The organism is Chromobacterium sp. HL1 (genome assembly GCF_057418835.1).
On record NZ_CP162399.1, the window covers coordinates 629,390 to 644,212 of the forward strand.

The 14,823-nt window shown below is 63.0% G+C and carries 13 protein-coding genes; 5 read left to right on the forward strand and 8 right to left on the reverse strand.

Going from position 1 to position 14,823, the window contains the following annotated elements; genetic code table 11:
- Positions 1–71 precede the first annotated feature (71 nt).
- The 3 genes from trpS to ppsR all read right to left on the reverse strand — a co-directional run bounded on the left by trpS (position 72) and on the right by ppsR (position 2,779).
- Positions 72–1,094, reverse strand: a complete 1,023-nt coding sequence (gene trpS / locus AB1Z25_RS02835) for a tryptophan--tRNA ligase (protein WP_486636533.1) — start codon at positions 1,092–1,094, stop codon at positions 72–74.
- Between the two features lie 227 nt (positions 1,095–1,321).
- Positions 1,322–1,621: a hypothetical protein gene (locus tag AB1Z25_RS02840; protein ID WP_486636534.1), complete on the reverse strand. Its 300-nt coding sequence runs from the start codon at positions 1,619–1,621 to the stop codon at positions 1,322–1,324.
- Between the two features lie 333 nt (positions 1,622–1,954).
- Positions 1,955–2,779, reverse strand: a complete 825-nt coding sequence (gene ppsR, locus AB1Z25_RS02845; RefSeq protein WP_048415701.1) for a posphoenolpyruvate synthetase regulatory kinase/phosphorylase PpsR — start codon at positions 2,777–2,779, stop codon at positions 1,955–1,957.
- 322 nt (positions 2,780–3,101) lie between these two features.
- On the opposite strand from ppsR, the gene ppsA reads away from it, so the two are divergent.
- The 3 genes from ppsA (at position 3,102) to AB1Z25_RS02860 (ending at position 6,444) form a co-directional block, all read left to right on the forward strand.
- Positions 3,102–5,489 (forward strand): phosphoenolpyruvate synthase, encoded by a 2,388-nt coding sequence (ppsA, locus tag AB1Z25_RS02850; protein ID WP_107798125.1) that lies wholly within the window; start codon positions 3,102–3,104, stop codon positions 5,487–5,489.
- A gap of 135 nt (positions 5,490–5,624) precedes the next feature.
- Positions 5,625–6,047, forward strand: coding sequence for a hypothetical protein (locus tag AB1Z25_RS02855; RefSeq protein ID WP_486636535.1), 423 nt, complete (start codon positions 5,625–5,627; stop codon positions 6,045–6,047).
- 49 nt (positions 6,048–6,096) lie between these two features.
- Entirely contained in the window at positions 6,097–6,444 is a 348-nt protein-coding gene (locus tag AB1Z25_RS02860; RefSeq protein ID WP_486636536.1) for a NirD/YgiW/YdeI family stress tolerance protein, read from the forward strand.
- Between the two features lie 73 nt (positions 6,445–6,517).
- Here AB1Z25_RS02860 and AB1Z25_RS02865 read toward each other — a convergent pair whose 3' ends face one another.
- The gene (locus AB1Z25_RS02865; protein WP_199225794.1) at positions 6,518–7,108 is read right to left on the reverse strand and encodes a thiol peroxidase; all 591 of its coding nucleotides are present in this window, start codon (positions 7,106–7,108) and stop codon (positions 6,518–6,520) included.
- A 125-nt stretch (positions 7,109–7,233) separates the two neighbouring features.
- Positions 7,234–8,568, reverse strand: a complete 1,335-nt coding sequence (locus AB1Z25_RS02870) for a dicarboxylate/amino acid:cation symporter (RefSeq protein ID WP_107798128.1) — start codon at positions 8,566–8,568, stop codon at positions 7,234–7,236.
- A 239-nt stretch (positions 8,569–8,807) separates the two neighbouring features.
- On the opposite strand from AB1Z25_RS02870, the gene AB1Z25_RS02875 reads away from it, so the two are divergent.
- Positions 8,808–9,533 (forward strand): substrate-binding periplasmic protein, encoded by a 726-nt coding sequence (locus AB1Z25_RS02875; protein ID WP_107798129.1) that lies wholly within the window; start codon positions 8,808–8,810, stop codon positions 9,531–9,533.
- Between the two features lie 25 nt (positions 9,534–9,558).
- Here the strand turns inward: AB1Z25_RS02875 and AB1Z25_RS02880 are convergent, their stop codons facing one another.
- Positions 9,559–10,161, reverse strand: a complete 603-nt coding sequence (locus tag AB1Z25_RS02880; RefSeq protein WP_019100349.1) for a MarC family protein — start codon at positions 10,159–10,161, stop codon at positions 9,559–9,561.
- A gap of 196 nt (positions 10,162–10,357) precedes the next feature.
- Positions 10,358–10,651, reverse strand: a complete 294-nt coding sequence (locus AB1Z25_RS02885; RefSeq protein ID WP_486636537.1) for a hypothetical protein — start codon at positions 10,649–10,651, stop codon at positions 10,358–10,360.
- 819 nt (positions 10,652–11,470) lie between these two features.
- Here AB1Z25_RS02885 and AB1Z25_RS02890 point away from each other — a divergent pair.
- Entirely contained in the window at positions 11,471–11,824 is a 354-nt protein-coding gene (locus AB1Z25_RS02890; protein ID WP_081544270.1) for a type II toxin-antitoxin system HicB family antitoxin, read from the forward strand.
- Positions 11,825–11,915: 91 nt separating this feature from the next.
- On the opposite strand, the gene AB1Z25_RS02895 is transcribed toward AB1Z25_RS02890, so the two are convergent.
- Positions 11,916–14,726, reverse strand: a complete 2,811-nt coding sequence (locus AB1Z25_RS02895) for a THUMP domain-containing class I SAM-dependent RNA methyltransferase (protein ID WP_486636538.1) — start codon at positions 14,724–14,726, stop codon at positions 11,916–11,918.
- Positions 14,727–14,823: the final 97 nt, after the last annotated feature.

Genomic DNA, 14,823 nt, shown 5'->3' on the forward strand with positions numbered 1-14,823 from the left:
CGGTGCTCTCCTCTTAAAGAGTGTGTTTTCAACGCGGCCTCGCCGACGCGCAGCAGATCGTAAAAAGGCTCTTAGTAGTAGTTCAAGCCCATCGCCGCCTTCACCTCGGCCAGCGTGGCGGCCGCCACTTCGCGCGCGCGCTGGGTGCCGGTCTTCAGCATCGCCATCACCGCCGCCGGATCGCGCGCGTACTGCTCGCGGCGGGCGCGGATCGGCTCCAGCAAGGTCTGCAGGCATTCTTCCAACTGCTTCTTGATCACGGTGTCGCCCAGGCCGCCGCGGCGATAATGCTCCTTCCATTCCGCCACCTGCTCCGTGTCAGAATGGAACACGTCCAGATAGGTGAACACCACATTGCCTTCCACCTGGCCCGGATCGGCCACGCGCAGGTGATTGGGGTCGGTGTACATCATCTTCACCGCCTGGCGGATCTCGTCCGGCGTGGCCGACAAAGTGATGGTGTTGCCCAGCGATTTGGACATCTTGGCCTTGCCGTCGATGCCGGGCAGACGCGAGCCTTGTTCCGGCACCACCGCCCGCGCTTCCACCAGCACCGGCCGATCCACGCTGCCGTTGAAGCGGCGCACGATCTCATTGGTCTGCTCAATCATCGGAATCTGGTCTTCGCCCACCGGCACGATGCTGGCCTTGAAGGCGGTGATGTCGGCGGCCTGGGCGGCGGGGTAGGTGAGGAAGCCGGCGGGGATGTCGCGCTCGTAGCCGCGCTGCTTGATCTCATCCTTGATGGTGGGATTGCGCTCCAGACGCGCCACGGTGACCAGATTGAGATAGTAGGAAGACAGCTCGGTCAGCTCCGGCACCAGGCTCTGGATGAAGACGGTGCTTTTTTCCGGGTCTATGCCCACCGCCAGATAATCCAGCGCCACTTGCAGCACATTGTCGCGGACCTTCAGATAGTTGCCCATATTGTCGGTCAGCGCCTGGGCGTCGGCGAGCAGCAGGAACTGGCGGCAACGGTCTTGCAGGATCACGCGGTTGCGCAGTGAGCCGACGTAGTGGCCCAGATGCAATTGTCCGGTGGTGCGGTCGCCGGTCAGGATGATGTCTTTGGCTGTGATGCTGTCCAGATTCATAACAGTGGTCTCCAGTAAGCTTGAGCTTGTTGGAAACTGCCGATCCGGGGGGAGGAGTACTGCTGGAAACCCTATGCCGCCGTATCGGCAGCTTCCGGGTTTTGGGTATGCAAACGCCGGCGCCGCCTTAGTTCAGGCGCCACCACCAAAAGAAGGTTGCGGATGCGGTTGCGTAGTTCATGGGCTTTATCAGAGCACGGCGGGCAAAGCAGCGTCAAGTGCCGCGTTCACGCCACCACGTGCAACAGGCTGCCGGCCGGCGGCATCGGGTCTTCGGAATAAGGGGAAGCGTCCTTGCGTCCGACCGCGCTCTGGGCCTGGCGCAGCAGCCGCTCGAAAGACTCGCCGCGGGGCGGGGCGTCCCCGTTGAGCGCGGGAGATTGCGGATGAGGGGCTAGGAACTCCGCCATCTCCTTGCGCGGGTCGCTGGCGGCGGCGCGGCTGTCGGTCTTGGCGGCGACGGCGCCCACTTCCTTCAACGGCGAGACGGCGGATCTGGGCGGGGCGGCGATGGCGACGATATGCATCGGAATAGTCCGGCAGTGGATTCAAGATGCATGTTGGAGAGCGCCTGCTTGCTATATGTTCCGGCCTGAATTGTAAAAAAGTGATAATAAACAAAGTGCTATATGGATATTGGCTGTGGGGTAGGCAGCGCGACGGCATGAAAAAAGCCGGACGATGCCGGCTGTTTTCGGGGCTTGAAGGCTGGACTTAGCGTCGGTTCAAAGTCCCGCGAGCAAGAGCGAGACAAGGCGAAAACCGCTGAGGAAGCGGAATGGATAGGTGCTACGTGAGCATTTCGAAGCGGCGCCCACCGCACCGCGTCTCACGAAGCGCGGCAGGCAGTGAACAGGTGCTTAGAAGCGTCGGCCCAGCGCCGCCTTATGCATGATGGTGGAGGCGATTTCCTCGATGGACTTGTGGGTGGTGCTGATGAAGGGCACGCCGTGGTGGCGGAACATGGATTCGGCCTCGTTCACCTCGCGGCGGCAATTGTCCATGCTGGCGTATTTGGAGTCCGGCCGGCGCTCGGAGCGGATGTGATGCAAGCGCGCCGGATCGATGGTCAGGCCGAAGATCTTGTCTTTGAACGGCAGCAGCAGCTTGGGCAAGGTCGGGCTGCCCAGGTCTTCCGGCGTCAGCGGGTAGTTGGCGGCGCGGATGCCGTATTGCAGCGCCAGATACAGGCAGGTCGGTGTCTTGCCGGAACGGGACACGCCCACCAGGATCACGTCCGCCTCGTGCAGATCCTTCAATTTGACGCCGTCGTCGTGGTTCAGCGAGAAGTTGACCGCTTCGATGCGGTGATCGTACTTCTCCTCGTTGACCATGCCGTGGGCCTTGCCCACGCTCAGCGAGGCGCGCTGACCGATTTCCTGCTCCAACTGGCCGATGAAGGTATCGAAGAAATCTATCATCACCGCGTTCTCAACCTGCAGCGCGCTGCGCACGTCCGGGTTGATGATGCTGGTGAACACCAGCGGTTTCAGGTGATCGGTTTCCGACACCTGGCGGATGACCTCGGCCAGCGCCTGCGCCTTTTCCACGGTGTCGACGAAGGGAATGGTCTCGCGCTTGAATTCCACGGTGTCGAACTGGGTCAGCAGCGTGTGCCCCAGCGATTCGGCGGTGATGCCGGTGCGATCGGAAACGAAGAAGGCGGAGCGGAGATGGTGGGGCATGCAAACACCTGTATTGCGAGTGAACGAGGCCGGAACCGCGCCTGCCGCGCATTGCTGGGGCGCCCGGGGTTCAAGGGATTCTATACTCTGAAAGGCCGCGAAGAAACCCGCGGCGAGAGCCGGCCAATCATGTAGTGCGTAAATTACACGGTTTTGACAATCATTTTCATCAGGAATGTCCGTCAACTTATTGATTCTGTTGCAATGCTTGTCCTCGTTCGGCCGAAAACCCGTGTTGCGCTGCAAAAGACGCTACGCATCTGGCACGTAATTCGGCTAGAATGCGGCCCTATCGTCCCAATCCAACACAGGAAGTGAAGTGATGGCTGAGAACTACGTCATCTGGTTCGAGAAACTGCGCATGACCGATGTGGAGCAGGTAGGCGGCAAGAACGCCTCCCTTGGTGAAATGATCAGCCAACTGGCTGGCTCCGGGGTTCGCGTCCCGGGGGGCTTTGCCACCACGGCGCAGGCTTACCGGGATTTTCTGCAGCACAACGGCCTGGCCGAAAAGATCAGCGCCGCGCTGGCCAAGCTGGACATCGACGATGTCAGCGAACTGGCCCGAATCGGCAAGGAAATCCGGCAATGGATCATCGATACCCCGTTCCCCGCCAAGCTTGACGCCGATATCAAAGAGGCCTGGGATCAGATGGTGGCCGATGCCGGCGGCGCCGACATCTCCGTTGCAGTCCGTTCCTCCGCCACCGCAGAAGACCTCCCCGACGCCTCGTTCGCAGGCCAGCAAGAAACCTTCCTGAATATCCGCGGCCTTGACAATGTCAAGGATGCGATGAAACACGTTTTCGCCTCCCTCTATAACGACCGCGCCATTTCCTACCGCGTGCACAAAGGCTTTGAGCACGACGTAGTGGCTTTGTCCGCCGGCGTGCAGCGCATGGTGCGTTCCGACTGCGGCGCGGCCGGCGTGATGTTCACCATCGACACCGAATCCGGCTTTGACGACGTGGTGTTCATCACCGCGTCCTACGGCCTGGGCGAAACCGTGGTGCAGGGCGCGGTAAACCCCGACGAATTCTACGTGCACAAGCCGACGCTGAAAGCCGGCCGTCCGGCGGTGCTGCGCAAGACCATGGGCTCCAAGCTGATCAAGATGGAGTTCACCGACGCCTCGCAAGCCGGCCGCTCGGTCAAGACCGTGGACGTGTCCCCGGCGGAGCGCCAGCAATTCTCCATCAGCGACGCCGAAGTGGCTGAACTGGCCGAATACGCGCTGATCATCGAGAAGCACTACGGTCGCCCGATGGACATCGAATGGGGCCGCGACGGCCACGACGGCAAGCTCTACATCCTGCAGGCGCGTCCGGAAACGGTGAAGTCGCAGGAAGACCGTAAGGACACCCTGCGCCGCTACCGCCTGAACAGCAAATCGCAAGTGCTGTGCGAAGGCCGCGCCATTGGTCAGAAGATCGGCCAGGGCGTGGTGCGCACCATCAAGGACGCGTCCGAGATGGACCGCGTCAAGCCGGGCGACGTGCTGGTGACCGACATGACCGACCCGGATTGGGAACCGGTGATGAAACGCGCCGCCGCCATCGTCACCAACCGCGGCGGCCGTACCTGCCACGCGGCCATCATCGCACGCGAGCTGGGCATCCCGGCCGTGGTGGGCTGCGGCGACGCCACCCAGGTGCTGTCCGAAGGCATGCAGGTGACCGTGTCCTGCGCCGAAGGCGACACCGGCAATATCTACGACGGCCTGCTGGACGTGGAAGTGATCGACCTGGAACTGGACAAAATGCCCAAGGCCCCGGTCAAGATCATGATGAACGTGGGCAATCCGGAACTGGCTTTCGACTTCGCGCAGCTGCCGAACGAAGGCGTGGGCCTGGCGCGCATGGAGTTCGTGATCAACCGTCAGATCGGCATCCACCCGAAAGCGCTGTTGGAGTTCGACAAGCTGCCGGCGGATCTGAAAGCCACCATCAGCGACCGCATCGCCGGTTACGCCAGCCCGGTGGACTTCTACGTGGACAAGATCGCAGAAGGCGTGTCCACCCTGGCCGCGGCTTTCTATCCGAAAAAGGTCATCGTGCGCATGTCCGACTTCAAGTCGAACGAGTACGCCAACCTGATCGGCGGCCAGCTGTACGAGCCGCACGAAGAAAACCCGATGATCGGTTTCCGCGGCGCCGCCCGCTATGTGGCCGAATCCTTCCGCGATTGCTTTGAACTGGAATGCCGCGCCATCAAGAAAGTGCGCGACGTGATGGGTCTGACCAATGTGGAAGTGATGATTCCCTTTGTGCGCACCCTGTCCGAAGCCGAGCAAGTGGTGGAGATCCTGGCCGCCAACGGCCTCAAGCGCGGCGAAAACGGCCTGCGCCTGATCATGATGTGCGAACTGCCGACCAACGCCGTGTTGGCCGACAAGTTCCTGCAGCATTTCGACGGCTTCTCCATCGGCTCCAACGACATGACCCAGCTGACGCTGGGCGTGGACCGCGACTCCGGCGGCCCGATCGCCTCCACCTTCGACGAGCGCAACGAAGCGGTCAAGGTCATGCTGCACATGGCGATCCAGGCCTGCCGCAAGCAGGGCAAGTACATCGGCATCTGCGGCCAAGGCCCGTCGGACCATCCGGACTTCGCCAAGTGGCTGGTGGAAGAGGGCATCGAAACCGTGTCCCTGAACCCGGACACCGTGGTGGAAACCTGGCTGTACCTGGCGCGTGAACTGAACAGCTAATCCCTGTTTCACCGCTTTCAAACCGCCCGCTTGCCGGGCGGTTTTGTTTTGTCCGGCGCTTCTTGCAAGCGGCGGGCGCGGACGCGGGGCTATGCTTGAGCGCATCGATTCATGAACGCCAATAGGAAGCCCGTCATGCAGTTATTTCGTAGCACTCCCGTCAAAGCCTCGTTGGACATCGTCATCCCGCGTTATCTGGACGCCAGGCCGGCCAAGGAGGCCTTTGCGCTGGCTCAGGTGCTGACCGCCTGCTCCAATCGCGCGTTGGAACAAGGCGTGTATCCGGATCTGGGCGCTTTGCGCGCCGATTGCCAGCGCTGGGGCGCCATTGTCGCGGGCAGCCGGCAATTCAATAATCGCCAAGGCGCGGAGCTGGATGGGAAGCTGGATCGCCTGGGCGCGGCGCTCAAGCAATCCTTGCAAGGGATTGAACAACGGATTCAGGCTGAAGGCCGGCACTACGGCGATAGGCTGCAATTGGCCAAGCAAGGCTACGCGGTGGATCTGGAGCCTTCCCGGCGCGTATTGGGCGACAAGCTGGCTTTAAGTTTCGGTTAAGGCTGCCGTGTTGTAATCCAGACATCGACAACACACTAGGAGTCCAAACATGAAAACCATCACCGTTCTGCTCACCGCCGCCGCGCTGTCCCTGCCTTTCGCCGCCCAGGCGGAATTCACCGGCCCCGGCGTGCCGGCCGCCGTCACCACCGTGGCCGCCGCGCAAAAAGCCGCCGACGACACCCCGGTGACGCTGGAAGGCAAGATCGTTCGTCAGATCGACCACAAGCGTTACGAATTCCGCGACGCCACCGGCACCATGACGGTGAAGATCAGCCAGAAACGCCTGCCGGCGCAAAAGATCGACCCGAACAGCAAGCTGCGCATCGTCGGCGAAGTGGACAAGGAACTGACGTCGACCAAGGTGGACGCCAAGCTGGTGGAAGTGCTGCCGTAAACCGTTGTCCCCCTGCAACGCGAACGGGCCCGGCGCTGCGCAAGCAGGCCGGGCCCGTGTCGTTATTGGGGGCTTACTGTGACGGCCCTTCGTCCTTCAACTGCTCCTCATGCTCCAGTTCCTGCTGCGCCTCCAGCGCCTGTTCCTCGGCTTCGCGCAGCAAGTGGTTGATCTTGTCGAAGTCGAACAGATCCTGGGTGTTGCGCAGCCGCTCGGCGTAATGAATGGTGTTGCTGCCGTCGGCCAGCAGCAGGGCGGGCGCGGTGTAGCCGCTGAGCGGATATTCGCGGATCAGCACCCCGTAATGCTTGTGGAAATCGCGGCCGCGCAGCGTGGACAGCAGGGTGACGTGGGGCAGGCCGTGCTCGCGCCGGGCCCGCGCCAGCGAAGACGGCGAATCCACGGTGATCACCGCCAGGCTGATTTGCGGCCAGCGCTCCAGGAAACGCCGCGTCTCCTGCAGCAGGTATTGGCCGCCATGCTCGTATTCGTCCAGCGACAGCAGGGTCAAAATCAGCTTGGGCACGCCGCCCAGGCCTTCCAGCGACACGTCCTGCTTGCCGTCGCCCACCAGCATGAAGCTGGGCAGATAGGCGCCCACTTCGGGAAAGTCCCCCTCCACCGGCAACAACTCATCGCCGTATTGCAACATGAAGTCGCTCATTCTCGTCTCCCAATGCCCATGCTTCTATCGTGGACCACGCAGCGGCAAAATCAAGCCGCCGCTGTGCTAAGAGCATAAAAAAAGCCTGCGCGAACGCAGGCTGTAAGGGCTGGGAAAACAAAAGCTTAGGACCGGGCGGCTTCCGCGGCGGCCAGTTGCGCCGGCAGCGGCGCGGCGGCCGGCTCCTCCGGCAGCACCGGCTCGCCGGCCAGCACGCGGCGCATGCGTTCTTCGTCCAGCGCCTTCTCCCAGCGCGCCACCACGATGGTGGCCACGCCGTTGCCGATCAGATTGGTGATGGCGCGGGCCTCGGACATGAAGCGGTCGATGCCGATCAGCAGCGCCAGGCCGGACACCGGCAGCTTGCCGCCCAGCGTGGCCAGCGTGGCGGCCAGGGTGATGAAGCCGCCGCCGGTCACCGCCGCCGCGCCCTTGGACGTGAGCAGCAGCACGCCCAGCAGGCCCAGCTCCTCCGCCAGCGTCAGCTCCACATTGGTGGCTTGGGCGATGAAGATGGCGGCCATGGTCAGATAGATGGAGGTGCCGTCCAGATTGAAGGAGTAGCCGGTGGGAATCACCATGCCCACCACCGGTTTGGAGCAGCCCAGGTTTTCCAGCTTCTTCATGATGCCCGGCAGCGCGGACTCGGATGAAGAGGTGCCCAATACCAGCAGCAACTCCTCCTTGATGTAAATCAGGAAGCGCCACAGGCTGAAGCCGTTGAGCTTGGCGATGGTGCCCAGCACCACGAAGACGAAGGCGAAACAGGTCAGGTAGACGCAGAGCATCAGGAAACCCAGCTGTTTCAGCGAACCCACGCCGTATTTGCCGATGGTGAAGGCCATCGCGCCGAAGGCGCCGATGGGGGCCAGCTTCATCAGCATATTGATCACGCCGAACAAAGCATGGGAGAACTCGTCCAGGATGTGGACGATGGTCTTGCCGTTGTCGCCCATCTTGGTCAGCGCCAGGCCCAGCAGCACCGAGAAGGTCAGCACTTGCAGGATTTCGCCGTTGGCGAACGCGCCCACCACCGTATCCGGAATGATGTGCATCAGGAAATCAATGCTGCTCATCTCCTTGGCGTTGGCGGCGTACTTGGCCACCGAGTGCGCGTCCAGCGTGCTGGGGTCCACATTGAGGCCGGCGCCGGGCTTGAGCACATTGACCACCACCAGGCCGATCACCAGCGCCAGCGTGGTGACGGCTTCAAAGTAGAACAGCGCTTTCACGCCCACGCGGCCCACTTCCTTCATATCGCCCATCTTGGCGATGCCCACCACCACGGTGGCGAAGATGATGGGGGCGATCATCATCTTGATCAGTTTGATGAAGGCGTCGCCCAGCGGTTTCATCTTCGCGCCCAGGTCGGGAACGAAGGCGCCGAGCATCACGCCGAGGAAAATGGCCAGCAGCACCTGGAAATAAAGGCGCTGGTAGAGGGGGGTTTTGGTCTGCATCGCGGTCCCTGTAGCGTTGTCTGACTTCGGCTCGGGGCGGGCCGAAGTTGTTATGCAATCAAAAGCGGGCTCTTAACGGCCCATGATTGCGGATGCTAGCAAGAGGAAGCGCGGGGACGAATTGCCGATATCCCTATGCGGGATAACCCCAACACGAAGTAAATCGCCGCTGTTGGCCAGCCGTCAGCTTCTATGCTTGGTAAGACGCGTCGTCAGAATTCCGCGGGAGGTATGCCGCCATGAAGCTCGCCTTTGTCCACGCCGCCCTGTTGCTGGGCGCGCTCGCCGTCTGCGGCCGGGCGGAGTCGACATCGCCCCGCATCCGTTTGCTGACCGAGGATTACCCGCCGTTCAACATCGCGCTGGAGGAGGGCAAGATCGGCGGCCTGTCCACCGACATCCTGCGCGAAATGTTCCAGCGCGCGGGCATCCCGTACAGCATGGAGTTGCTGCCCTGGCTGCGCGCCTACGCCATCGCCCAGCAGGAAGACAATAGCTGCGTTTACTCGACTTCGCGCACGCCCAGCCGGGAGAGTCAGTTCAAATGGGTGGGGCCGCTGGTCAGCAACTCCTGGAGCCTGTTCGCCGGCCCTCACAGCCCGGCGGGGGTGGCCGCGCTGGACGACGCGCGCGGCTTCACCATAGGCAGCTACAAGGGCTCGGGGATGTCGCAGTATCTGGCCGATCTGGGCTTCAAGCTGGAGCTGGCGAGAGCGGACGATTTGAACGCCAGAAAGCTGGTGGCCGGCCATATCGACTTTTGGGCCAGCGGCGAGTTCAGCGGCGCCTACATCGCCTCCGCCAACCGGCTGCCCATCCGACTGCTGTTCAGCTTCAACACGGTGCAGATGTATCTGGCCTGCAACCCGGGAATGGATGAGCGCATCGTGCTGAAGCTCAACAAGACGCTGCTCAATATGCAGCGCGACGGCGTGGTGGACGCGCTGCGCAAACATTACCGTTAGGCTGGGCCGCCTAGGAGCGCGAAGCTCAGTGGAATTGCTTGATGTAGGACGCCACGCCGCCCAGCAGCATCTCGATCGAGATCGCGGTCAGCACCAGGCCCATCAGCCGCTCCAGCGCGGTGATCGCCTGCTCGCCCAGCAGCTTTTGCAGCTTGCCGGAGAAGAGAAACACCAGCAGCGTCACCAGCATGCAGATGGTTAGCGCCCCCAGCCATTCCAGCATCCGCTCCGGTTCGCGGGTGGACATCAGCAGCACGGTGGCCATCGCCGACGGGCCGGCGATCAGCGGCACGGCGATCGGCACGATGAAGGGCTCGCCGTGCATCTTGTCGCCGCCGAACACGCTGCCCTCGCCGGGGAAGATCATCTTGATGGCGATCAGGAACAGGATCACGCCGCCGGCCACCCGCATCGAATCATCGGTCAGATGCATCAGGTCCAGGAAGTTGCGGCCAAAGAACATGAAGGCGGACAGCACCAGGAAGGCGATCAGGCATTCGCGGTAGACCACGCGGCGGCGGCGTTCCGGCTTGACCTGCTTGAGCGCGGCGATGAACAGCGGAATATTGCCCAGCGGATCGGTGATCAGGATCAGCAGGACGGTGGCGGACAGGAAAGAGGTTTGCATGGTGTGTGCTTGCAGCGTTGAGTGGTGTCAATGGCGCGCAGGCCCTGTGCGTAAGGCTCTGGATTTTTAAGCGCGCGTCCGGGCGGGATTATCTCACGGCGATGCCGAATGGGTTAGTCCGGATTGCGACGGTTTTATTCGTTTGGCTTGCCGCCTCAGTCTGCCCGCCAGGCGGGGCTGGCGGGCGTTGACGAGATCAGCTCAGTTCCTGCAAGGCTTCATAAGCTTGTTGCAAGCGCCGAGCGAAGGGCTCGAGCAGACAATACATCTGCTCGCGCGCCAGATGCTCAATCTCGGACTGGTCCAGCAGCGTCAGCAGCCCGGCCAGCGCGCTGCTGATCTGGCCCAGTTCCAGCGAGGCGGTGTGACAGATGTCGTGGACGTGTCGGCTGCATTGCGCCAGCCGTTCCAGTTCGGGTTCGCAGAGGCGCTGCGCGTGCAGCTGCTGGATCAGGCGGTCTAGTTCGACGAGGCTGGGGACGGGATTCATGGCTGAGCCTCCGGAAGCGAGGCGCGGGCCGGCGTGTCGCGGGGCGGGGGATAGCTGAACAAGGGTAGAACCAACATGGGGAACGCTCCTTTTTCGTGGTCCGCCTGCGGGCTCGCTCTCAAACGGGCTGGCAGGCGCGTGACGAGGTTGAGAGACCGGGAAAAAGGAAACCGGTAGGCCGTTAAGGCCTCCCCGCCACGGCCCGCCGGATGGCAAGGCAATAGCGTTTCGGACGCGACTGTTACACAGTGGCATCCCCCTTTTTCCTTTATATGGGCTCTCACACCCAGCGCCGTTAAGTGAAACGGCACGCGGCGATTGTTGCCGATGGGCTGGGTGGGGTCAAGCGGCAGCGTCCAGCTGTGCTGTGTTGTCGGTCTTATCCGATGATATTGATTTTGGTACTGATTTATGGTACCAATTGAGTGTGAAACGAAAACACTTGATCACCTTGCAGTTGATCTTCACGCGTCCAGTCAGCGCCAATATCCGGTGGAGCGATATTGAGGCTTTGTTTCAGGAGCCGGGTGTAGAGCCTATTCACGATCTCGCGAGCTAGAGCGAGACAAGGCGAAAGTGGCTGAGAAAGCGGAATGTACATTTGGTACATGAGCATTTCGAAGCCGGTTTCAACGCCGTATCGCCGACGCGCAGCAGTTCGTGAATAGGGTCTGAGATTGAGGAGCGTGAAGGGAGGGATATCTGCGTTGCCTTATTCGGTGTGGTGAGGGTGTTTCATCGGCCCCATCCTTCTCCGGATACGGACAAGGGAGCGGTGGCCGCAATTAGAAAATGGCTGGAAACCAACGGGGTGACACCATGAAGAATATTCTACAGATTGAAGGCTACCGAGCTGTGATCAGCTATGACCCGGAAATCGACATGTTTCGCGGCGAGTTTCTGGGCTTGAGCGGCGGAGCGGATTTTTATGCAGGCGATGTCGCAAGCCTCAAACGAGAAGCCGAAATATCGCTGCGCGTGTATCTGGACGCATGCCGCGAGAAGGGGCTGCAGCCTCTTAAAACCTATTCGGGAAAATTCAATGTGCGCATTGCGCCGCGCTTGCATGAAATGGCGGCGGCAGCGGCGTCGGCCGAGTCCAAGAGCTTGAACGAATGGGTGGAGGCGGCGATCGAGGAGCGGGCGGAGGCCATGGACCTCAAAACGGCTTAAACACCGCATGGTTCAATCTTGGGGCCTCCGCGGGAGTGCTCCATAAAAAACGGCGAGCCATGGCTCGCCGTTTTGCTGTCCGCGCGCGGTGTTACTCCGCGGCGTGATCGTCCTGCTCGATGGTTTCGGCCTGCTCACCCGGTTTTTCCTTGCGGGCGCTGCCTTCCACCATATTGATGACGAACAGCCGGCATTGCAGCGAGCCGTTGTACAGCGGGGTGCGGCGCTTGGGCGACAGATGGATCAGCTTGGCCAGGCGCAGGTCGCCGCTGAACAGGTTGGCGTGCCAGCCGGCGAAGTGGGCCTTCAGCCAGTCGCCCAGCAGCGGATACCACTCGGCCAGCTGGTCCAGTTCGTCCATGCGCACGCCGTAGGGCGGGTTGGCCACCAGGATGCCGTTTTCGCCGTTGGGGCGGGCGTCCAGCACGTCCATCGCCTTCAGTTCCACCAGGCCGGAGAGGCCGGCGCGTTCCAGGTTGTCCTTGGCGACGTTGATGATGGCCTGGTCGCGGTCGGAGCCGTTGATCGCCAGCTTGGCCAGCGGTTTTTCCGCGTGCTGGGCGTCCAGCAGCAGCGCTTCCCAGCTGGCGGAATCGAAGCCGCGCAGTTTCTGGAAGGCGAATTTGCGTTGGCGGCCCGGCGCGCGGTTCAGCGCGATGTCGGCGGCTTCCACCAGGAAGGTGCCGCTGCCGCACATCGGGTCCAGCAGCGGCTGGCTGCCGTTGTAGCCGGTCAGCATCAGGATGCCGGCGGCCAGGTTTTCACGCAGCGGCGCGTCGCCGGTTTCCTGGCGCCAGCCGCGCTTGAACAGCGGTTCGCCGCTGGTGTCCAGATAGATGGTGGCGCTGTCTTCGGTCAGGAAGACGTGGACGCGCACGTCCGGGTGGCGGGTGTCGACATTGGGCCGGCCCAGCTGAGCCTGGCGGAAGCGGTCGCAGATCGCGTCCTTCACCTTCAGCGAGATGAAGTCCAGGCTCTTGAAGTGGCAGCGGATGGCGTCGGTCTTCAGCTTGATGCTGTTGGATACGTCGAACCAGCGCGGCCAGTCCACATTCATCGCCAGGCGGTAGATGTCTTGTTCATTGCGGTAGCCGCCCTGGGCCAGTTGCAGCAGCACGCGGCTGGCGGTGCGGCTGTGCAGGTTGGCCGCCATCAGCAGATCGCGGTCGCCGGCGAAGGCCACGCCGCCGTCGGCGGTGGCGATGTCGCGCGCGCCCAGGCCGCGCAACTCGTCGGCCAGGATGGCTTCCAGGCCGCGCGGGCAGGGGGCGAACAAGGACAGCACGCTGTCGCGCACCTGGGTCAGGCTCGGGGCCTGGCGTTCGGTCGGCGCATGACGCGGCGCGTCGGCGTGGCGATGCTCGCCGCGGGTTTCCACGCGGTGCTGGTCGCCCAGCGGTTTCAGGCTGCCGGCGCCCGGCTTGCCGAACAACTGACGGGCTTCGCCTTCGCGACGCTCGTGGCGCGGGCGTTCTTCCTGTTGCCAGCTTTGGCGCGGCGCGCGTTCGGCGTCGTCGCGATAGGACGGCTTGCTGAACAGCTTGCGCGTGCCGCCTTCGCTACGCTCGGCCGGTTCGCCTTGCGGACGGTCCTGGCGCGGCGCTGCTTCGGCATCGTCGCGGCGGCTGCGGTTGTCGCGTTCGGCGGATTTGCCGAACAGTTTGCGCGGGCCGCCCTCGCCGCGTTCAGCGGGCTCGTTTTGCTGCCACGGCTTGCGCGGCGCTTGCTCGGCGTCGTCGCGGCGGAAACGGTTGTCGCGGTCGCCGTGCTCGCGTTCCTGCCACGGTTTGCGCGGCGCTTGCTCGGCGTCGTCGCGGCGGAAACGGTTGTCGCGGTCGCCGTGCTCGCGTTCCTGCCACGGTTTGCGCGGCGCTTGCTCGGCGTCGTCGCGGCGGAAACGGTTGTCGCGGTCGCCGTGCTGGCGTTCCTGCCAGGGTTTGCGCGGCGCGTGTTCGGCGTCGTCGCGCTGGAAGCGCTGGTCGCGGTCGCCGTGCTGGCGTTCTTGCCACGGTTTGCGCGGCGCCTGCTCGGCGTCGTCGCGGCGGAAGTTGTTGTCGCGATTGGCCGGCTTGCCGAACAGTTTGCGTGGCCCCTCTTCGCGCTGCTCGTTGTGCTGGCGTTCCTGCCACGGCTTGCGCGGCGCCTGTTCGGCGTCGTCGCGGCGGAAGCGCTGTTCGCGGTCGGCGGACGGGTTGAACGGCTTGCGCGGCTGATCGACATGGCGTTCGCCGTCGCGTTGCTGCCAGCGCGGCTTGCCCTGCGGCGCGCCTTGTTCGCCGTCCCGCTCCAGATGCAGCGGTTTGCGGCCGGACGGGCCGCGGTCGCGGCTATACGGTTTGCGTTCCGGCTCCACGTCCGCGGCGGCGTTCAGCGGCTTGCGGCCGGATGGGCCGCGGTCGCGGCTGTAGTCGCGCGGTTCGCGGTCTTCGCGGTGATGGAAGGGCTTCTTGGGGCCGCTGCCTTGCGGGCGTTCTTCGCCGTCGCGGGCGAAGCTGCGCGGCTGCCAGTTGTTGCCGCGCTCTTTATTGAAGCGATCCTTATTGAAGCTGTCTTGGCCTTCGTTGCGCTCAAAGCGCTGCTGGCCTTGCGGCCGGCGGTCGTTGCCATACGGCTTGTCGCGCCCGGCCTGTTGGTCGCGTCCCTGGTAGGGGCCGCGCTTGCCGCCGTCGCGCGGGCCTTGTCCCTGTCCTGGGCCGCGGTCTTGCCAATTGGGCTTGGCGTTGCCCGGACGCGGGCCGGAATAAGGCGCGCGCGGCGCGGCGTCGGCCGAAGGCGCTTTCTTCTGGATCACGGGGCTTTTGCCGGCCGGGCTGTCTCCGCCTGCCGGCGAACTGGCCTCATTGTCGCGGCTATTGAATTCGCGGCGCATATTGGCACGCTGGCGGGAACGGAAACTGGACATGGAACTTCCTTGAGTAAGCAGACTTTTAAGCAATTCTTTGATTTTAACTTATTTGTCCGGAGGCTGCTTGGTGACAGCGAGGCTTTCCGCTACCATA